Raw genomic sequence first — 20099 nt, forward strand, 5'->3', positions numbered from 1 at the left:
TACGGGGAGACTGTTAGGGGTTGCGATTTTTTTTGAGCGAGTGCTTGACGATTTAGAGCCGATAGGTTTTGATTACTTCCGTTATCTTTCGAAACGAAACTTAAGTCGCCATGTCGAAACGCAATACGCCGCAACGCCGCCACAACATCCTCGCCTTGCTCAACGAGCAGGGTGAAGTCAGTGTGGATGAATTGGCCAAGCGCTTCGAAACCTCCGAAGTTACGATTCGCAAGGATCTGGCCGCGCTGGAAAGCCACGGCTTGTTACTGCGCCGCTACGGCGGGGCGATCACCATGCCGCAGGAACTGGTCGCGGAGACTGCCCAGAGCGTTTCCAAATACAAACAGGCGATTGCCCGCGCGGCGGTGAAACGTATCCGTGAACACGCGCGAATCATCATCGACAGCGGCAGCACCACCGCTGCAATGATTCCGGAGCTTGGCCAACAGCCCGGTCTGGTGGTGATGACCAATTCCCTGCACGTCGCCAACGCCTTGAGCGAACTCGAGCACGAACCGGTGCTGTTGATGACCGGCGGTACCTGGGATCCGCATTCGGAATCCTTCCAGGGCCAGGTTGCCGAGCAGGTACTACGCTCTTACGACTTTGACCAGTTGTTCATTGGTGCCGACGGCATCGATCTGGTGCGCGGCACGACCACCTTCAACGAGTTGCTCGGTTTGAGCCGGGTCATGGCCGAGGTCGCGCGGGAAGTCATCGTCATGGTCGAGGCCGACAAGATCGGCCGCAAGATTCCCAATCTGGAGCTGCCGTGGAGCAGCGTTCATACCCTCATTACCGATGATCGCCTGCCTATCGATGCACGCGATCAGATTCAGGCCCGCGGTATCACCGTGATTTGCGCGGCTGTCAGTCAGGAGAAATAAGCATGTGTGGAATTGTCGGCGCAGTTGCTGAACGTAATATCACCGCCATCCTGCTCGAAGGCCTCAAGCGCCTTGAATACCGCGGCTATGACAGCGCCGGTGTCGCGGTTTTCACCAACGACGAAACCCTCGAGCGCATGCGTCGCCCGGGCAAGGTCAGCGAACTCGAAGCGGCGCTGGCCGAACACCCGCTGGTTGGCCGTCTCGGCATCGCGCACACCCGTTGGGCCACCCACGGCGCACCGTGCGAACGTAACGCCCACCCGCATTTCTCCGGCGATATCGCCGTGGTGCACAACGGCATCATCGAAAACCACGAAGCCCTGCGTGAACAACTGAAAGCGCTGGGTTACGTGTTCACCTCCGACACCGACACCGAAGTCATCGCCCACCTGCTCAGCCACAAACTCAAAGACCAGCCGGACCTGACCGTCGCGTTGAAAGCCACCGTCAAAGAACTGCACGGTGCTTATGGTCTGGCGGTGATCAACGCCAAACAACCGGATCGTCTGGTTGCTGCGCGCAGTGGCAGCCCGTTGGTGATCGGTTTGGGTCTGGGCGAGAACTTCCTCGCCTCCGACCAATTGGCCCTGCGTCAGGTCACCGACCGTTTCATGTACCTGGAAGAGGGCGATATCGCCGAAATTCGCCGCGATACCGTGCAGATCTGGGACGTCAACGGCAACGCCGTCGAGCGCCAGACTGTGCAGTACAGCGATGGCGCGGAAGCGGCCGACAAGGGCGAGTTTCGCCACTACATGCTCAAGGAAATCCACGAGCAGCCAGCGGTAGTTCAGCGCACCCTCGAAGGTCGCCTGAGCAACGATCAGGTGCTGGTGCAAGCGTTTGGCCCACAAGCGGCCGAACTGTTTACCAAAGTCCGCAACGTGCAGATCGTCGCCTGTGGTACCAGTTATCACGCCGGCATGGTCGCCCGTTACTGGCTCGAAGAACTGGCCGGTATCCCGTGCCAGGTCGAAGTTGCCAGCGAATTCCGCTACCGCAAAGTGGTGGTGCAGCCGGACACCCTGTTTGTGACTATCTCGCAGTCCGGCGAAACCGCCGACACCCTCGCGGCGCTGCGTAATGCCAAGGAGCTGGGTTTCCTCGCCAGCCTGGCCATCTGCAACGTCGGCATCAGTTCGTTGGTGCGCGAATCCGACCTGACCCTGCTGACCCAGGCCGGCCGCGAAATCGGTGTTGCCTCGACCAAAGCTTTCACCACGCAATTGGTCGGTCTGTTGCTGCTGACCCTGTCGCTGGGTCAAGTGCGCGGCACGTTGGCCGAGGGTGTTGAAGCGCGTCTGGTTGAAGAGCTGCGTCGCCTGCCCAGCCGTCTCGGCGAAGCGCTGGCCATGGACAGCACCGTGGAAAAAATCGCCGAGCTGTTCGCCGAGAAAAACCACACCCTGTTCCTCGGTCGTGGTGCGCAATTCCCGGTGGCGATGGAAGGTGCCCTGAAACTCAAGGAAATCTCTTACATCCACGCCGAAGCCTACCCTGCCGGTGAGCTGAAACACGGCCCGCTGGCGCTTGTGGATAACGACATGCCGGTGGTGACCGTCGCACCGAACAACGAACTGCTGGAAAAGCTCAAATCCAACCTGCAGGAAGTCCGCGCCCGTGGCGGTGAACTGATCGTGTTCGCCGATGAAAAAGCCGGGATGACCAACGGCGAAGGCACCCACGTGGTGCAGATGCCACATATCCACGACATCCTCTCGCCGATCCTTTACACAATCCCACTGCAGTTGCTTTCGTACTATGTGGCGGTGCTCAAAGGCACGGACGTCGATCAGCCGCGTAACCTGGCGAAGTCGGTGACGGTGGAATAAGTTATCCACAGCTGATATCGGCACAAAAAAATCGCAGCTTCGGCTGCGATTTTTGTATCTGACTCGAGAGGCACCATGGATCGCTTCCAAGAAATGCACATCTTCACCACCGTCGCCCAAGAGCAAGGCTTCTCTGCGGCCGCACGGCGTCTGGGTCTGTCGGCGGCCAGTGTCACGAGGGCGGTGGCGGCGCTGGAGTTGCGCATCGGCACGCAATTGCTGATTCGCACCACGCGCAGTGTGCATTTGAGCGAAGCCGGGCAGCGTTATCTGGAGGATTGTCGGCGGATTCTCGCTGAGGTGCAGGAGGCCGAGGACTCGGCGGCGGGCAGTCATGCCGAGCCGCGTGGGCAACTGACGGTGACGGCACCGGTGTTGTTCGGTGATTTGTTTGTGACGCCGCTGATGGCGCGTTATCTCGCGCAGTATCCGGACGTCACGATCAACGCGGTGCTGGTCGATCGGATCGTCAACATGGTCGAAGAGGGCATCGATGTGGCGGTGCGCATCGGTGATCTACCGGACAGCAGTCAGCATGCTGTTCGCGTGGGTGAGGTGCGTCGGGTCATTTGTGGCTCGCCGGACTACTTTGCCAAGTATGGCCGACCGGGTCATCCCCACGCGTTGGCGGGCGCGCCAGTGGTGGCGACTTCAGCAATTGGCCAGCAACGCAGTTGGCCGTTTCTCGACGCTGGCGAACCGCTCAGCGTGCGTCCAGAGCCGCGGCTGATTGTTACCGCCAATCAGGCAGCGATTACCGCAGCCTGCATGGGGTTGGGTTTGACCCGGGTGCTGTCTTACCAAGTCGCCAGCAAAATCGCCACCGGCGAGTTGGATATCGTTCTCGCCGAATTCGAACTGCCGCCATTACCGATCCACGTGGTGTACCAAGGTGGGCGCAAGGCGCCGGCGCGAATCCGCAGTTTCGTCGATTTCACCGCCAAGGCTTTACGTGAGCACCCAGCGCTTAAAGATGCTGCGTTATTGCATGAGATGAAATAATCGATTGCACTTGCTGGTGATTCTGTTGTTTTCGCGATCGGCGCAAGATGGCCTCCATCGGCGCTCTCATCCCCGCAGCGGCGCCCCTTTTCAGCGGAGTCGACCATGCAAGCGATCAAACTCTACAACTTCCCACGTTCCGGCCACGCCCACCGTGTCGAGCTGATGTTGTCCCTGCTGCAATTGCCGACCGAGCTGATCTTCGTCGATCTGGCCAAGGGTGAGCACAAGCAGCCGGCGTATCTGGCGATCAACAGTTTTGGCCAAGTGCCGGCCATTGATGACGGCGGCGTGGTGCTGGCCGATTCCAACGCGATTCTGGTGTACCTGGCGCAGAAATACGGCCACGGTCGTTGGTTGCCAACCGATCCGGTCGGTGCGGCTCGGGTGCAGCGCTGGTTGTCCGCCGCTGCCGGGCCGATTGCCTTCGGACCTGCTGCGGCACGATTGGTCACGGTGTTTGGCGCACAGTTGAATGCTGAAGAAGCAATTACCCGGGCGCACAACCTGCTCAAGGTGATGGACATCGAGTTGGGCAAAACGCCGTATCTGGCCGGCGACGAGCCGAGCATTGCCGACGTTTCTGCCTACAGTTACATCGCCCATGCACCGGAAGGCAACGTGTCGCTGGACGACTACGGCAACGTCCGCGCCTGGCTGGCCCGGGTTGAAGCCTTGCCTGGTTTCGTCGGCATGCCACGCACGGTTGCCGGTCTGCAAACCACTGCCTGATTTTCGCAATCCACACTGTGCCGTCGGTGCAGGGGAGAGGTCGTGATGGAACGTTCACCGTGGCACGCTGGCGAACAGCAATTGCAGGCCCATGTCGGCGTTGCCGAACGCATGGAAGCCTTCGGGCGCAAGGTGATTCGCACCTGGATGCCGGATCAGCACCGTGAGTTCTATCAGCAATTACCCTTCATGTTGTACGGCGCAGTTGATGCAGATGGGCGGCCGTGGGCCAGTGTGCTCGAAGGCGCGCCGGGGTTTGCCCATTCGCCGGATCCCGAGCATCTGCATTTCGCCACTCAGGTCGCTGCCGATGACCCGGCGCAACTGCGTGACGGCGAGCCGATCGGTTTACTCGGCATCGAATTGCACACCCGCCGGCGCAATCGCCTCAACGGCCATGTCGGCAATCTGAGCGCTGATGGTTTTGACGTGAGCGTGGATCAGGCCTTCGGCAACTGCCCGCAATACATCCAACTGCGCCAGTTTCAGCGGGTGCCGCTGACGGATCCGCAGACACGCCCGGCCGAGCATCTGCACGGCCTCGATGACGCAGCCGTCGCGCTGATCACGGGCGCCGATACGTTTTTTGTCGCCAGTTATGTGGATGTCGACGGCCAGCGTGCGGTGGATGTTTCCCACCGGGGTGGCCAGGCTGGTTTCGTCCGCGTGGAAGGCAATCGGCTGACCATCCCTGACTTCGCCGGCAACCTGCATTTCAACACCCTCGGCAATCTGCTGCTCAATCCCAAGGCAGGCTTGCTGTTCATCGACTTTTCCACAGGCGATCTGCTGCAACTCAGCGGGCGTACCGAGATCCTTCTCGATGATCCGCAGATCGAAGCCTTTCAAGGCGCGGAACGGCTGTGGACATTTGAAGTGGAGAAACTGGTGCGGCGTCCGGCCGCCCTGGCGTTGCGCTGGCGCTTCGACGGCATGTCGCCGACCAGTCTGTTGACCGGTAACTGGGCCGAAGCCGATGCGCGTTTGCAGGCGCAGGCGCTGGGTAATCAATGGCGGCCGTTGCGTGTGGCGAGGATCGAAGCGGAGAGCCGCAACATCCGCTCGATCTATCTGGAGCCAACCGATGGTGCCGGTTTACCGGTATTTCTCGCCGGCCAGCATCTGCCACTGCGTTTCACCCTCGACGGTGAGGTGCACATTCGCACCTACAGCCTTTCGAGTGCGCCGTCGGATGGTTTTTACCGGATCAGCGTCAAGCGCGAAGGGCTGATTTCCTCGCACCTGCATGAGCAGATTCGCATCGGTGATGTGCTGGAGGCGCGGGCACCGCAAGGGCATTTCACTGTCGCGCCACTGGAGCGCAGGCCGTTGGTGCTGTTGGCCGCCGGGGTCGGCATCACGCCGTTGCTGTCGATGCTGCGCGAGGTGGTGTACCAGGGCTTACGCACGCGGGGGATTCGTCCCACGTTATTGCTGCAGAGTTCGCGCAGTTTGGCGGATCAGCCGTTTCGCCGGGAGCTGGATCGATTGCTCGAAACCGCCGGCGATGCTGTGCGAGTCCTGCGTTTGCTTAGCCAGCCAGAAGCCGATCTGCAAGAGGGCGAGGACTTCGATGTGCATGGGCGCATCGATGGCGCGGTGTTGAGGAACCTGCTCGAAGCCGAGGATTTCGATCAGCTCGACTTTGTGCTCTGCGGCCCTGGTGGTTTTACCCAAGGGTTGTACGACACCCTGCGCGAGCTGGATGTACGCGATGCGCAGATTCACGCGGAAACCTTTGGCCCGTCGACCCTGAAACGTCAGGCCGATCCGGATGCGATCGTAATCGAACAACCGCCCGCAGCAACCACGTCGGTGCCGGTGGTGTTCGAGCGCTCGGCTAAAGAGGCGCGCTGGCAACCTGATGGCGGCAGTTTGCTGGAGTTGGCGGAAAGCCGCGGATTGCGCCCCGAGTTCAGTTGCCGCGGTGGTTCGTGCGGTACCTGCAAGACCCGGCTGGTCAGTGGCGCGGTGAATTATCCACAGGTGCCGGCGGATATTCCGGAAGCGGGGCATGTGCTGATTTGCTGCGCGGTCCCGGCGCAAAGCAATCAGCCACTGGTCTTAGACCTGTAACCCGAACCCCTGTAGGAGCAGCCTTCGGCAGCTCCTACAGGGGTTCGGTGTTCAACCCACGCTCAGGCGTAGGACAGAGATTTCTCTTGCAGCAATTCCTGATACAGCTCGGTCCACTTGCGCCCCATCTCATCGGCTGTGAATAACTGCCGATAGCGCGCTTCGGCTTTGACACCCATGGCGGCGGCGCGCACCGGGTCTTCCCAGAGCGTGCGCATCGCTTCACGAAACGCCTGTGGATGACTTGGCGGTACAACAAGACCGGTTTCGTTGTGGATATTGATGTAACTGGTGCCAGTGCCAATCTCGCTGGAAATCATCGGTTTGCCGTACATCGCACCTTCCAGCAAGGAAATGCCAAAGGCTTCCGAGCGCAGGTGCGAAGGGAAGACGATGGCGTAACTCAGTTCCAGCAGCGCCACCTTGTCTTCGTCACCCAGACGCCCGAGGAAATGAATGTTGCGCAGGCCCAAAGCCTGCGCTTGAGCGTGAAGCTCCCGCTCCAGCGGCCCGGCGCCGACAATGACCACGGGATAGTCCACGTCTTTCATCGCATCGAGAAGGATGTGCAAGCCCTTGTAATAACGCATCACCCCGACAAACAGGAAAAACTTATCCCCAAGCTGTTGGCGCCAGCGGTTCATCCGCTCGGCATCGGGCTGTGGATAACCGGCCTTGTTCAACCCGTAGGGAATCACTCGGGTCTTGTCCTGGAACTGCTGCAGCACATCGCTGGTGTGCAGGTAGTTCGGCGAAGCGGCAACGATGCGGTCAGCGCTGGCGAGGAAGCGGTTCATCAACGGGCGATAGAGTTTGAGCAGGTGCTTCTGGCGAATGATGTCCGAGTGGTAAGTCACCACACTCGGTTTATTCGTCGCGCTGGCGAAATGTACCAGGTCCATGAACGGCCACGGGAAGTGGTAGTTGACCACGTCGGCCTCGGCGGCCAGCTCGCGAAACTGTTTGAACACACTCCAGGAAAAACCGGTGGAGGCGAACTGGATGTCGAGTTTGGCGCGGTGCACTTCGTGCTGACCCAAATTCACCACGGGCGGTGTCGGGTCAGCGCTGAGCGTCAGCACCTGGCCGTCGATGCCGTGTTGGGCGCCGCTTTCGCAGAGTTGGAAGATCACTTGCTCAATGCCGCCGACCGAGTCGGGCAGGTACGTCTTGAAAAAATGAAGAACTCGCATTCAACCTCCCATGGCCTGACGGTAGGCACAGGCCGTGGCCTGTGCACAACGCTCCCAGGAAAAAAGCCGTGACTGCTGCAACCCGGCCTCTTGGCATGCCTGCCAATGCGCTTGATCGTCGATCAGTCGGCTCAGCGCATCACGCAGGCCTTCTGCATCGTCAGCTTCAATATAGTTGCCCGCCGCGCCCGCGACTTCCGGCATCGCCGAAGAGCGCGTGAGTACTACGGGGGTGCCGCTGGCCATGGCCTCCAGTACCGGCAGACCAAAACCTTCATACAACGACGGAAAAATCAGCGCGCGGGCACCGGCCAATAACTGCGCCACCTGTTCATCGGGCAGATAACCGAGCAGGCACACGTGCCCGCTGGCCAGCGCCTGACGCAAGGGTTCGCTGAACTGCTCGCGCTCCCACCCGGCCATACCGACGATCAACAGCGGAAAGCGCTGGCGCACAGCCTCCGGCAACAGGGCATGGGCACGCAGGGCCAGGCCCAGGTTCTTGCGCGGCTCCAGCGTGCCCACACACAGGAAATATTCCCGCGCCTCGACCGCGTGCGCCTTGAGTACCGCGTCAATGGCGCTCGCCTCGCGCGGATGAAAGCGCGCGGCAACGCCCAGTGGCGCCACCACAAAACGCTCGGCTGGCAGGGCGAAATAGTCTTGGGCCTCGTCGGCAATGGCTTGCGAGTCGGTGAGAATCACCTGCGCCTGTTGCACACCCTGAGCCAATCGGCGCTCGATCTCCTTGAGCCGTGCCGGGGGCTGGGTCTCGGGGAAATGCAGGTGAGTCAGATCGTGCAGGGTGATCACGGTCGGGCCATCGAAGGCCAGCGGCCACAGGCTCGGTTCGTGATAGAGGTCGATACCTTGCGCGCGCCCCTGATCGAAGCGTTTCTGCTCCAGCCAGCGACGCGCCTGATAGGCCCCGGGAATCTGCCGCAAAAGTGGCGTCAGGCGTGAGTAACCCGGCATGGCCGCTTCCGGCAGCGCCGAGCTCCAGCCCCAGCCGTGGAACAGCGTCACGTCAACGTCCGGCTCGCTGCGCAAGGCGTTGACCAGTTCGGCAACGTAGTGGCCGATGCCGGTGCGTGGTGCCTGGAGAATGCGTGCGTTAAGAGCAATGCGCATGCTGCCTCGCTGGCGCCGCCGGCGCTTGCACAATATTCAGCACGCTGCGTTCAGCCAGTTGCAGACTGGCTTCACGCCAGCCGATCCACTGCCAGTCCGCGACATCGCGAGCGGCGGGGAACTGGCCGCTGCGCTGGAATTGATTGATCAGGTCGGCAAGGCTTTGCGGATCCTGCAGATCAAAGTACGCCATGAACTCGCCGCCGATTTCGCGGAAAACCGCGATATCGCTGCCCATCGCCGGCAAGCCACGCTGCATGGCTTCCACCAAGGGCAAACCAAAGCCTTCGACGAATGAAGGAAACACCAGCGCACTGGCGTGGGCGTAAGCGTGTTCAAGGCTGGTGTCACTGAGGTCGTTGAACAGGAACAGACGCTGGTTCAGCTCAGGATGATTGTGCACTCGGGCGAGCAGGGCGTCGCATTTCCAGCCGACCCGCCCGGCGATGCACAACCGTGCCGTTGAGCCAGTGGCCCAAGCGCGTTCGAAGGCATCGAGCAGATACGCGTGATTCTTGCGTGGTTCGATGGTGCTGACCATCAGGTAAATCGGGTCTGTGGTCGTGAACAATTGCTTCAGGCGCGTATCGACCGTGGCCTGGTCGTTGTGCAGATCCAGTTCGGAACCCAAGTGAAAGAAATCGAACCAGCGCTTGTTGGTTTGCTCGGCACCGATTCTGCGCTGCAATTCTTCCCGCACCTGATCGCGCACCGTGGCAGAAATCGCCATGTAGCCATCGGCCGTGCGAGTGATCCAGTCGAACCATTCGTTGAAAACCTCGACCAGGCGCGTGTCGTAAAACTGTGGGTGAGTCAGCGGGATCAGGTCGTAGATCACCGCAATCATGCCGACGCCGTCGCGTTTCAGTCGCTCGACGTGGGCAAAAAAATCCGAGTGCCAGGATGAGTCCAGCAGCACCAATTGATCGCCCGGCTGATGCTGCAGGGGTGAACAGCGTTTGAGCAATTGCCTGCGGTTGATTCGTCGGATCAGGCGGGTCGGCAGGCCGAACGCGCCGAAGAGGGTCAGCCGATAGCCGACATACAAAATCCGTCGCGCCAGTTTCGAGGTGCATTGTGCATCGCGCCGCTGATGCCATTGCCAGAAGCGGTGGGCGAGGCGCTCCAGGCGTCCACCGAAGGTTTCCAGCGCGTTGAAAAAAGGCGTATCGCACGGTGCCAGTTGCAGTACACGATAAAGTTCGCCATTGAGCACCACCACCGGCATGCACTCGACGCCTTCGGCATCTGCAGGCAGTTGCTTGATGACGTTGCGCACCACACGCTGAATCCCCGAGTTGACCGTCGGGTGCTGGAACACGTGAGTGCATTCGACGAGCAAGCGGGTCATGGCAAGCGCTCGACAGGCCGGACTTCCGTGTCGCGGGTGATGGTGGTCTTGGCGCCAAGCCATGAACAACCGACGAAATCTTCCTGACGGTTGTTGATCACGTGGAACACCAGCCCGTAGTCACGCCATTCGAAATTGCGATCGAGGTGAGAGTCCAGGCGCGACAGGCTCAGCGATACGGAATAATTACCTTTGCCCAGCCCCATGACGAAGGCAAAGCGATAGGTGAAACGCTCGCCGGCGTGCAGGTCGGTCAGCGCCTTGTCCAGACGATGGGTGTTGATGCCGTACATCATCTGGCCCAAGCGATCCTTGAGGATAAAGCCCAGCACCAGTCGTTCGATGTCCTTGCGCACTTCGACTTTGACTTCGAGTACCACCGGCTGACCGACTTCGGCGGCATCGATGCTGCGATCGTTTTCATCGAGCAGGCGCACGCCGAGAATGGCGGCTTCGCCAGTGCCTGATACCGTTTGCACTTCGCCCCCGGCGAGCATTTCCTGGCGGACGATCTGGCCTTCGCGTTCAGCCATCAGCGCGTTGTAGTAATCGAGTACCGGTTCCGGTTTGCCGTACATGGCCATGCGGCCATCCTTGAGCAGGATCGCCGAATCGCAGATCGATTGAATGGCTGAACGGTCGTGGGACACGATCAGCAGCGTGGTCCCGGATTTGCGGAAGCTGCGGATGCGTTCGAAGCTTTTGTGCTGGAAGTAGGCGTCGCCCACTGACAGCGCCTCGTCGACGATGAGGATGTCCGGGCGTCGAGCCGTGGCGACGCTGAACGCCAGACGCATTTGCATGCCGCTGGAATAGGTGCGCACCGGGTGGTCGATGGCGTCGCCGATTTCGGCGAAATGCTCGATCTCGGGTAGCAGTGCTTCGATTTCTTCGAGCTGCATCCCCAACAGTTGACCGGCCATGATTGCGTTCTGACGCCCGGTGAAATCCGGGTGGAAGCCCATACCCAGTTCCAGCAGCGCGGCCACGCGGCCTTGCAGTTCGATCGTGCCGCTGGTGGGTTGGGTGGTGCCGGTAATCATCTTCAGCAAGGTGCTTTTGCCAGCGCCGTTGGCGCCGACGATGCCCACGGCTTCACCGGGGGCGATTTCGAATTCGACGTCTCGCAGTACCCAGTGCTGGTGGTGACGGATCGGCGAAAACGGGATCAGCCACTCGGCCAGGCGGCTCCAGCGGTTGGGGTATTGTTTATAGGCCTTGCTCAGGCCGGTGACGCGAATATGTCCCATCAGAGTTCATCCACCATTTCGCCGACGCGCTGGCGAAACAGCCGCAGACCGATCAGACAAAACAGCGCACCCGTGATGAAGATCGGCAGCAGCGAGCTCCAGACCGGCCACTGACCGTAGAGGAACAGGTTCTGATAGCTGCTGAACAGGTTGGTCAGCGGGTTGAGTTGCAGCAGGCGCTGCACCCATTCCGGCAGGATCGTGATCGGGTAAACGATCGGCGTCAGCCAGAACCAGAATTGCAGGCAGATGCCGAAGAGCTGGCCGACATCGCGGAAGAACACATTCAATACGCCCAGCACCATGCCCAGTCCGGCGCAGAACATCATTTGCAGGGCGATCAATGGAATCAGCGCCAGCAACGCCATGCCTGGCCAGCGTCCGGTGATCAGCAGAAAGCCCAGGAACAGGCTGATGATGATCGCGAAGTTGATCCCGGCGTTGCACAGCACAATCACTGGCAGGCAGATGCGCGGGAAGCTGATTTTCTTCAGCAGGTTGGCGTTTTCCAGAAACATGTTCTGGCTGCGCAAGGTGATTTCAGAGAAAAGTCCCCATGCCAGCAGCCCGGCGCAGAGGTAGACGCTGTAGGCCATGCTGTCATCCACCCCGGGTAAACGGGCGCGCATGATGTGGGAAAAAATCACGGTGTAAACGACGATCATCGACAGTGGATTGAAGATCGGCCACAGGGCACCAAACAAAGAATTGCGGTACCGCGCTTGAAACTCTCGCTGCACGCTGCCGAGGATGAAACCCCGGTAGCCAAGCAGCGAGCGGAACAGGGAAAGCAGCATTTAATCCGTCCTGCCGTACTGGTCTTCGAAGCGGACGATGTCGTCCTCTCCCAGGTATTCGCCGCTTTGTACTTCGATGATCACCAGATCGATCACCCCGGGGTTTTCCAGGCGATGCTTGTGGCCGGCGGCGATGAAGGTCGATTCATTCTTGGCCACCAGCGTCGTACCGCTGCCGTTGTTGGTGACTTTGGCCATGCCTTCGACCACCACCCAGTGTTCGTTGCGGTGATGGTGCATTTGCAGCGAGAGCTTGCCCCCAGGCTTGACCACGATCCGTTTGATCTTGAAGCGCGGGCCCTCCTCGAGCACGGTGTAGGTGCCCCATGGACGGCTGACGGTACGATGCAGCCGATAGGCTTCGTGGGATTTGTCCTTGAGTTGCTTGGCCACGCGGCGGACGTCCTGCGCACGGTCGGCGTGGGCCACCAGTACGGCGTCGGCGGTGTCGACCACGATCAGGTTATCCACACCCACCGTAGCCACCAGCCGGCCTTCGCTTTGGACGAAGTTGTTGTGGCTGTCGATGAAAATAGCCTCGCCGCTGGCGCGGTTGTTGTCGGCGTCGGCTGGCACCAGCGCCGCCACGGCGCCCCACGAACCGATGTCGCTCCAGTCGAAACCGGCGGGCACGACCACGACTTTTTCCGAGCGCTCCATCAGTGCGTAGTCGATGGAGATGTCGGTGATTTCAGCGAACAGCGCCGGCGACAGTTCCTGTTGCAGGCAGCCGACGGTTTCGATCGGCGCGCTGGCGGCCATGCAGGTGCGGGTCTGCTCCAGCAGCTCAGGCGCATGCAATTGCAGTTCGGCAATGACGGTGGCGGTGGTGAAGCAGAACATGCCTGAATTCCACAGGAAGTTGCCGCTTTCCAGATAGTGCGTAGCGGTTTGCAGGTCGGGTTTCTCGACGAAACGCTGCACCTTCGCCGCGCCTCTGGCATCCAGCGGCGCGCCGGTTTCGATATAGCCGAAGCCGGTTTCCGGCGCGGTCGGGATCACGCCGAAGGTCACCAGATAGCCGTCTTTGGCCAGATTGACCGCATGCTCGACTGCGGTTTTCAGTGCGTCCTGATTGACGATCAAATGGTCAGCGGGCATCACCACCATGATCGCGTCGTCACCGTGCAACGCCTGCAGCGACAACGCGGCGGCAGCAATGGCCGGCGCCGTGTTGCGCCCGGTCGGCTCCAGCAGAAAGTGCCCGCGATGGCGCGACACATGAGCGGCGCAATAGTGATCCTTGCTCTGGAAGTAGTACTCGCGGTTGGTCACCGTGACAATGTCGCCCCAGCCGTCCAGCAGCGCTGCCGCACGCTGGTAGGTCTTGCCCAGCAGCGACTGGCCGTCGGGCAAATGCATGAATGGCTTGGGATGGCCCTCGCGGGACACTGGCCACAAACGGGTGCCGGCGCCGCCGGACAGAATCACGGGGATCAGCATGACCTACTCCTTGGCGACGCGTTTCATGTCCGCATCCATCATCATGCGGATCAAGGTATCCAGGTCGGTTTTCGGCTTCCAGCCCAGCACACGCTGAGCCTTGGCCGGATTGCCGAGCAGCACTTCGACTTCGGCCGGGCGGAAGAACGCCGGGTCGATCTTCACGTAATCGCGGTAGTTGAGGCCGACGTGATCAAAGGCGATGCGGCACATTTCCCGCACGGTGGTGGTGACGCCCGTGGCCACCACGAAATCGTCAGGCTTGTCTTGCTGCAGCATCAGCCACATGGCTTCGACGTAATCGCCGGCAAACCCCCAATCGCGTTTCGCATCGATGTTGCCCAAGGCCAGCTCCTGCTGTTTGCCTTGCTTGATGCGTGCGGCGGCGTCGGTGACCTTGCGGGTCACGAACTCGATGCCGCGCAGCGGCGATTCGTGGTTGAAGAGGATGCCGCTGTTGGCGTGCAGGTTGAAACTTTCGCGGTAGTTGACGGTGATCCAGTGACCGTAAAGTTTGGCCACCCCGTAAGGGCTGCGCGGGTAGAACGGCGTGTTTTCATCCTGCTGCTCGGCCTGGATCAGACCGAACATCTCGCTGGTCGAGGCCTGATAAAACCGGGTGTGCGGGCTGAACTGGCGGATAGCTTCGAGCAAGTGGGTAACGCCCAGGCCATCGACGATGCCGGTGGTGACCGGTTGATCCCACGAGGCGGCGACGAAACTTTGCGCGGCGAGGTTATAGACTTCGTCGGGCGCCGACTTGATGACTGCACGCTGTACCGAACAGGCATCGGCCATGTCACCGTCCAGATAGACGATGTCGGCTTCGACACCCATTTCGCGCAGACGCCAGCGTGAGTCGCTGCTGCGTCGTGCGACGAGGCCGTGAACCTTGTAGCCCTTGTCGAGCAACAACTTGGCCAGATACGCGCCGTCCTGGCCGGTGATCCCTGTGATGAGTGCACTTTTTGTCATTCTTGTCGTACTCGCGTCTCCCAGTCGGACAGGATCGCCCGCAGGGATTGTTGTGTGGTGATGGCTGGCGACCATCCGGTGGCTTTGGCCAGTTTTGCGTGGCTGCCGCAAACGCGCCGTTGATCGGCGCGACGCATGCGTGCCGGATCTTGAACCAGACGCATCTCGACTTCAGCCAGATCGCCGAGCTGCTCGATCAGGCTGCGAATGCTTTGCTCACGGCCTGAGCAGATGTTGTAGACCTGCCCGGGAGTGCCTTTTTCCAGCAGCGCGAAATAGGCCGAAATAACATCGCCGACATCGAGAAAATCTCGCGTCACGTCGATATCGCCGACTTCCAGTTGCGGTGCTTGCAGGCCCTGTTTGATGCGGTTGATCTGGCGCGCGGCACTGGCGATGACAAAGCCGTCTTTCTGACCGCTGCCGATGTGATTGAACGGGCGCGCCACCAGCACCGGCCAGCCTTCGCTCAGGCCCCATTGCAGGCTGAGAAACTCTGCCGAGAGTTTGCTCACTGCATAGGGATTGCGCGGGCAGGGCGGTTGTTGCTCGGTGATCGGCAGGTTGCTTTCGCTCACCTGGCCGTAGACGTCACCGGAACTGACATACAGGAACGTGCCGGCGAAGCCGCGCGCCTTGAGGGCTTGCAGCAGGTTGAGCGTGCCGAGCAGATTGATCTCGAGTGTGCGTGACGGATCGCGGAAGGCTTCGGGGACGAAAGTCTGCCCGGCCAGATGAATGACCGCGTCAGGCAGTTGCGGCCACAGATCGGTGAGGCTACGCGCATCGCAGAGGTCGTAGGGCGAAGCGGCAGGCAGCAGCTCCCACGACGAATCCGGCAACGCTAGACGCGACTGAATATGTTGTCCCACGAATCCACTGAGGCCCGTGACGAACAGACTTTTTTTCAAACAGCGACCCCTTGGTCTTGAACTTGCGCCACTTTCCCACATGCTTCAGGGAAGGGTCTGACAGACCGAAAGAAAAACCGGCTAAAAGACAGGCGAAGTCAGTTGTTGTAGTTGTTTGTAGCCAATCTGTGCCAATTGCTCGGCAATTTCAACAGGCCATACCGTGACCGGTCAGTTCTCGTAAGCCTAGTACGATTTATTCCCGTCGGGCGGTTCCCGGATCCCGGATGGATGTGTTTAGAATGGCCCTCGTCGCTATTTCCTCCGGTCTGCCGTGGGCGTAGCGCAACGGGGTGAAACTGACCACTAAAACAAAAACGAAGACGGGTCTGAGGTTGCTGGACAAGTCGCGGTACTGCCGACTTGATCCAACGCCCGGTCGTCATAGCATGAGGTTGCCAGGACGGCTGCTTCATCGTGGGATGCCATGAATTTCATTCTTTACTCGGACGTCAATGACAGTTCCATCGGCCAGAGTCTCGGGCGTCCGGAATACAGTTACTACTTCGTGCTCAAAGCCTATCGCCCGGTGCTGGAAAGTCTTGGGCATGTGCACGTGGTGTCGTCCACCGCCGATGTCGATCCGCTGTATCGACAACGGCTTGCCGCCGGCGAAGACAGCCTCTTCCTGTCGTTCACTCCGCCGCAGAAAACCCCGGTCGACCTCGAATGCCCGACCGTGTGTGTGGTGGCGTGGGAGTTCGACTCGATTCCTGACGAGCAATGGGACAACGACCCGCGCCAGGACTGGACGCAGATGCTCGCTCGCCATGGGCGGGTTATCACCCTGTCGAGCCACACCGCCCGGGCCATTCGCCGCGCCATGGGCGAAGACTTCCCGGTGTTGGTATTGCCCACGCCGCTATGGGAAAACTTCGCGGCGATTCGTCAGCAGACGCTCAGTCTGCCGGTCAAGTCAGGCACGTCGCTGGCGATCAAAGGCTGCATTTTCGATACCCGTACCCTCGGTCTTTGCGCCGATGCGCTGATTCCGACGCCGATCACGCCTGAAGAGGAAGCCGCGCTGGCGGCCGAAATCGAAGCCGCACGTCCGCCGCCACTGACCCTCAAACGCCGCTTCGTCATTGCCCGGCATTATCTGCGTCTATGGGCGCTGGATCTGGGACACGCGCAGGCAGAGCCGGTGCCGCGGGTCAAGTTTCTCTATCACTGGTATTGGGAAGGCATTCGCGATCTGGTGCCGGACACGCTGCACGGCTGGCTCGAACAGCGTCTGCCGGCTGTGTGCGGGCCGCTGCCGGTGCCTGTAGTCGAACCGGTGACGCTGGACTTGCCGGACACCACATCGGTGGTCGAGACCACAGTCGACGGTGTGGTGTACGTCACGGTGTTCAACCCCAAGGACGGGCGCAAGAACTGGCATCAACTGATTACCGCATTCTGTTGGGCGTTTCGCGAAACGTCCGACGCGACGCTCGTGTTGAAGATTACCCAGAACGATCTGGCCTCCTACTACAGCGAGTTGATGACATTGCTTGCGCAACTCACGCCGTTCGCCTGCCGGGTGGTGGTGATGCACGGTTACCTCGACGACGCGCAATATGCCAGGCTCTATCAGGCCGCGAGTTTCTATGTGAACGCCTCACGCTGTGAAGGGCTGTGCCTGCCACTGATGGAGTTCATGTCCAGCGGCAAACCGGTGATTGCCCCCGATCACACGGCGATGGAAGACTACATCGATGACTCGGTGGCCTTCGTGATCAAGTCCAGCGAAGAGCTGACGATCTGGCCGCAGGACACCCGCATCATCTACCGCACATTGCGTTATCGCCCGGACTGGGGCTCGTTGAAAAACGCCTACGAACACAGCTATCGGATGGCCAGGACCCAGCCTCAGGATTATCAGCGGATGTCCATCGCCGCCATCGATCGCATGCACGATTACTGCGCGTTCGCCCCTGTGCAAAAACGCATGGCGGACTTTTTCGCGCTGGTACCCAGGGCTGCCGATGCCGCGACCGTGACGGATAACGCCTCATGCTGATCATCATTCACTCGGAAACCAACCAGCACACCATCGCGCAGAACCTCGGGCGTTCGGAGTACAGCTACTACTTTGTGCTCAAGGAATATCGTCCGGTACTCGAACGACTCGGGCGGGTGGTGGAAGTGCTCGATCCGCAGGTTGAGGTCGATGCGCTGTACCTGGAGTGCCTGAGCCGCGGCGAGCCGTGTGTGTTTCTGTCGTTCTCGCCGCCACATCGCACCCCGGTGCACCTGGCGTGTCCGACATTGCCGGTGTTTGCATGGGAATTCAGCACCATCCCCAACGAGCCGTTTGCCGGTGAGCCGCGCAACGATTGGCGCACGGTGCTGGCTGCCTGTGGCGCGGCGATCACCCATTCCAGTTACACAGTGAACGCTGTGCGCGAAGCGATGACGGATGACTACCCGATAATTGCGGTGCCGGCGCCGGTGTGGGATCGCTTTGCCGCACGCGGTTCACAGTTGCAGGCGCAAACCACGACGGAGCCGTTGCGCCTGACGATCAAAGGGCTGGTGGCGGACAGTCGCACGCTCGATCTGAATGCGTTCGGCCCGGCCCATTTGCGCAGTGGCGCCGGCATCGATTTCACCGCGCCGGTCACCGCGCAGGAACTGTTGCTCGACGGCGTGGTGTACACCTCGGTGTTCAATCCTGGCGACGGGCGTAAGAACTGGGAAGACATGCTCAGCGCCTTCTGTGTGAGTTTTCGCGACGTCGAAGATGCCACGCTGGTGCTGAAACTGACCCACCACGATGCCGAAGAAGCCCTCAGCGACATCCTCCACCACCTGTACAAAAACCAGTCCTACCGCTGCCGCATCGTGTTGATCTATGGCTACCTTGCCGATCCGGATTATGAGCGGTTGGTGCAGGCCACCCGTTACGTGGTCAACACGTCGTATGGCGAAGGTCAGTGTTTGCCATTGATGGAGTTCATGTCCTGCGGCAAACCGGCGGTGGCGCCGCGCACCACGGCAATGATCGATTACCTGAGCGCCGACAATGCCTTTCTGATCGAGTCCACCGACGAACTGACCGCCTGGCCGCACGACCCGCGTCGGGCCTTTCGCACGTTGCGTTATGTGACCAATTGGGCGTCGTTGTGTGCAGCCTATAAAGCCAGTTACGAGGTGGCGAAAAACCACCCGGCGCGTTACGCACAGATGTCGGTGCAAGCCGTCAACAGCCTGCAAGGTTTCTGCAGTCAGGCCGTGGCTGAACAGCGTCTGCAGGTATTCCTCGCACAGTTGTTCGAACAGCGCTGCATGGCCATGGAAACTCCCCAAGCATGAGCAGCAAACGGATCATGGACATTGAAGTCCTGCGCGCCATTGCCGTGCTGGGCGTGCTGTTCCACCATCTGCAGGGCAGCCTGTTCACCGACCCGGTGCCGTTGCTGGAGAAGATTCATGGCTGGGCGCAGCCGTGGTGGGGCGTCGATCTGTTCTTCGCGATTTCCGGCTTTGTCATCGCCCGTAGCCTGATTCCGACGCTGCAAGGCTGTACGACTCGCCGGGAATATTGGCAGCAAACGCGCAATTTCTGGCTGCGCCGGGCGTTTCGCCTGTTGCCGTCGGCCTGGTTGTGGCTGGCGCTGATGCTGCTGGCCTGCGTTTTTCTCAACCGTTCCGGCGCGTTCGGGACGTTGTCCGCGAACCTGCAAGCGACGCTGGCCGGGGTGCTGCAGTACGCGAACTTCCGTTTTGCCGACAGCTTCTTTCATTACGAGTACGGCAGCAGTTTTGTCTACTGGAGCCTGGCGCTGGAGGAGCAGTTCTATCTGCTATTCCCGCTGTTGATTGTGCTGTTTCGCCAGCGTCTGGTCTGGGCGTTGCTGGCTCTGGTGGCGGTGCAGATTCTGAGCGTGCGCACGCCGTTGCTGATGTTCGTGCGGACAGACGCGCTGGCACTCGGCGTGTTGTTGGCGATGTGGAGCGCGCAGCCGGGTTATCAACGCTGGGAGCCGACCTTCTTGCGTCGACCGTGGGCCGCAATTGCGACGTTTATCGCCATCGGATCACTGTTGAGCTTCATGGCCACCGACCGTTTCACTTCTGCCCCTTACCGTATCGGATCGATTGCCGTACTCGGCGCCTTGCTGGTGTGGATCGCTTCGTACAACCGCGACTACCTGATGCCTGCCGGTGCTGTGCAGCGTGTGCTGGCGTGGGTCGGCAGTCGCTCCTACGGTATGTACCTGATCCACATTCCGGCCTATCAACTGGTGCGTGAACTGATCTTCCGTTTGCAGAACGCCGGTTTGCCCAGCCCCGCCGGGCATCCGATCGTCACCCTGTTGCTCGCGTTCGGCCTGATCGTGCTGCTCAGCGAACTGAATTACCGCGTTATCGAAATGCCGATGCGCAACCGTGGCGCAGCATTGGTCAAACGCCTCGGCACGTCCCGAACCGCCATCCCATCCTCTGGAGCCACCTCATGCTGAGCCTTTTGAAGAAACTCACGGCGGGCACGCCTGCTCCGGCCGCCGCGCAGCCTGTCGCGGCGGTC

At 60.5% G+C, this 20099-nt stretch carries 17 protein-coding genes; 9 read left to right on the top strand and 8 right to left on the bottom strand.

Going from position 1 to position 20099, the window contains the following annotated elements; translation table 11 throughout:
- Window positions 1–110: 110 nt before the first annotated feature.
- The 5 genes from M9827_RS11730 to M9827_RS11750 all read left to right on the top strand — a co-directional run bounded on the left by M9827_RS11730 (window position 111) and on the right by M9827_RS11750 (window position 6532).
- Window positions 111–887 carry a DeoR/GlpR family DNA-binding transcription regulator gene (locus tag M9827_RS11730; RefSeq protein WP_064116539.1) on the top strand — a complete coding sequence of 259 codons (777 nt, stop codon included), beginning with the start codon at window positions 111–113 and terminating at the stop codon, window positions 885–887.
- Between the two features lie 2 nt (window positions 888–889).
- Window positions 890–2722, top strand: a complete 1833-nt coding sequence (gene glmS, locus M9827_RS11735) for a glutamine--fructose-6-phosphate transaminase (isomerizing) (RefSeq protein ID WP_250605571.1) — start codon at window positions 890–892, stop codon at window positions 2720–2722.
- A gap of 75 nt (window positions 2723–2797) precedes the next feature.
- On the top strand, window positions 2798–3724 hold the full coding sequence (locus tag M9827_RS11740) for a LysR family transcriptional regulator (RefSeq protein WP_250605572.1): 927 nt from the start codon (window positions 2798–2800) through the stop codon (window positions 3722–3724).
- Window positions 3725–3829: 105 nt separating this feature from the next.
- Window positions 3830–4456 (top strand): glutathione S-transferase family protein, encoded by a 627-nt coding sequence (locus M9827_RS11745; RefSeq protein WP_250605573.1) that lies wholly within the window; start codon window positions 3830–3832, stop codon window positions 4454–4456.
- Window positions 4457–4501: 45 nt separating this feature from the next.
- Window positions 4502–6532, top strand: a complete 2031-nt coding sequence (locus M9827_RS11750) for a pyridoxamine 5'-phosphate oxidase family protein (protein ID WP_250605574.1) — start codon at window positions 4502–4504, stop codon at window positions 6530–6532.
- 62 nt (window positions 6533–6594) lie between these two features.
- Here M9827_RS11750 and M9827_RS11755 read toward each other — a convergent pair whose 3' ends face one another.
- Genes M9827_RS11755 through M9827_RS11790 form a run of 8 tightly spaced genes read right to left on the bottom strand, consistent with a single transcriptional unit; the run spans window position 6595 to window position 15583 of the window.
- Complete coding sequence (locus tag M9827_RS11755) at window positions 6595–7725, bottom strand: glycosyltransferase family 4 protein (protein WP_250605575.1); 1131 nt, start codon at window positions 7723–7725, stop codon at window positions 6595–6597.
- Complete coding sequence (locus tag M9827_RS11760; RefSeq protein ID WP_250605576.1) at window positions 7726–8856, bottom strand: glycosyltransferase family 4 protein; 1131 nt, start codon at window positions 8854–8856, stop codon at window positions 7726–7728.
- On the bottom strand, window positions 8840–10207 hold the full coding sequence (locus M9827_RS11765; RefSeq protein ID WP_250605577.1) for a glycosyltransferase family 4 protein: 1368 nt from the start codon (window positions 10205–10207) through the stop codon (window positions 8840–8842). The genes M9827_RS11760 and M9827_RS11765 overlap by 17 nt, the downstream gene beginning before the upstream one ends.
- A complete protein-coding gene (locus tag M9827_RS11770; protein WP_250605578.1) occupies window positions 10204–11457 on the bottom strand; it encodes an ABC transporter ATP-binding protein in 1254 nt (417 codons plus the stop codon). The genes M9827_RS11765 and M9827_RS11770 overlap by 4 nt, the downstream gene beginning before the upstream one ends.
- Complete coding sequence (locus tag M9827_RS11775; protein ID WP_250605579.1) at window positions 11457–12254, bottom strand: ABC transporter permease; 798 nt, start codon at window positions 12252–12254, stop codon at window positions 11457–11459. The genes M9827_RS11770 and M9827_RS11775 overlap by 1 nt, the downstream gene beginning before the upstream one ends.
- Window positions 12255–13697, bottom strand: a complete 1443-nt coding sequence (locus M9827_RS11780) for a mannose-1-phosphate guanylyltransferase/mannose-6-phosphate isomerase (RefSeq protein ID WP_250605580.1) — start codon at window positions 13695–13697, stop codon at window positions 12255–12257.
- A gap of 3 nt (window positions 13698–13700) precedes the next feature.
- Entirely contained in the window at window positions 13701–14672 is a 972-nt protein-coding gene (gene gmd, locus M9827_RS11785; protein ID WP_250605581.1) for a GDP-mannose 4,6-dehydratase, read from the bottom strand.
- Complete coding sequence (locus M9827_RS11790) at window positions 14669–15583, bottom strand: GDP-mannose 4,6-dehydratase (RefSeq protein WP_250605582.1); 915 nt, start codon at window positions 15581–15583, stop codon at window positions 14669–14671. The genes gmd and M9827_RS11790 overlap by 4 nt, the downstream gene beginning before the upstream one ends.
- Window positions 15584–16010: 427 nt before the next feature.
- Between M9827_RS11790 and M9827_RS11795 the strand changes: the two genes are divergently transcribed.
- From M9827_RS11795 to M9827_RS27825, 4 genes are all read left to right on the top strand, one after another.
- Window positions 16011–17588: a glycosyltransferase gene (locus M9827_RS11795; protein WP_250605583.1), complete on the top strand. Its 1578-nt coding sequence runs from the start codon at window positions 16011–16013 to the stop codon at window positions 17586–17588.
- Window positions 17582–18883, top strand: a complete 1302-nt coding sequence (locus M9827_RS11800; protein ID WP_250605584.1) for a glycosyltransferase — start codon at window positions 17582–17584, stop codon at window positions 18881–18883. Before M9827_RS11795 ends, M9827_RS11800 begins: the two co-directional genes overlap by 7 nt.
- On the top strand, window positions 18880–20034 hold the full coding sequence (locus M9827_RS11805) for an acyltransferase family protein (protein WP_250605585.1): 1155 nt from the start codon (window positions 18880–18882) through the stop codon (window positions 20032–20034). Before M9827_RS11800 ends, M9827_RS11805 begins: the two co-directional genes overlap by 4 nt.
- The coding region (locus M9827_RS27825; RefSeq protein ID WP_502943455.1) for a hypothetical protein at window positions 20028–20099 on the top strand (72 nt) is incomplete at its 3' end. The genes M9827_RS11805 and M9827_RS27825, both read left to right, overlap by 7 nt.

The organism is Pseudomonas sp. AKS31 (assembly GCF_023634765.1).
Lineage (GTDB): Bacteria > Pseudomonadota > Gammaproteobacteria > Pseudomonadales > Pseudomonadaceae > Aquipseudomonas.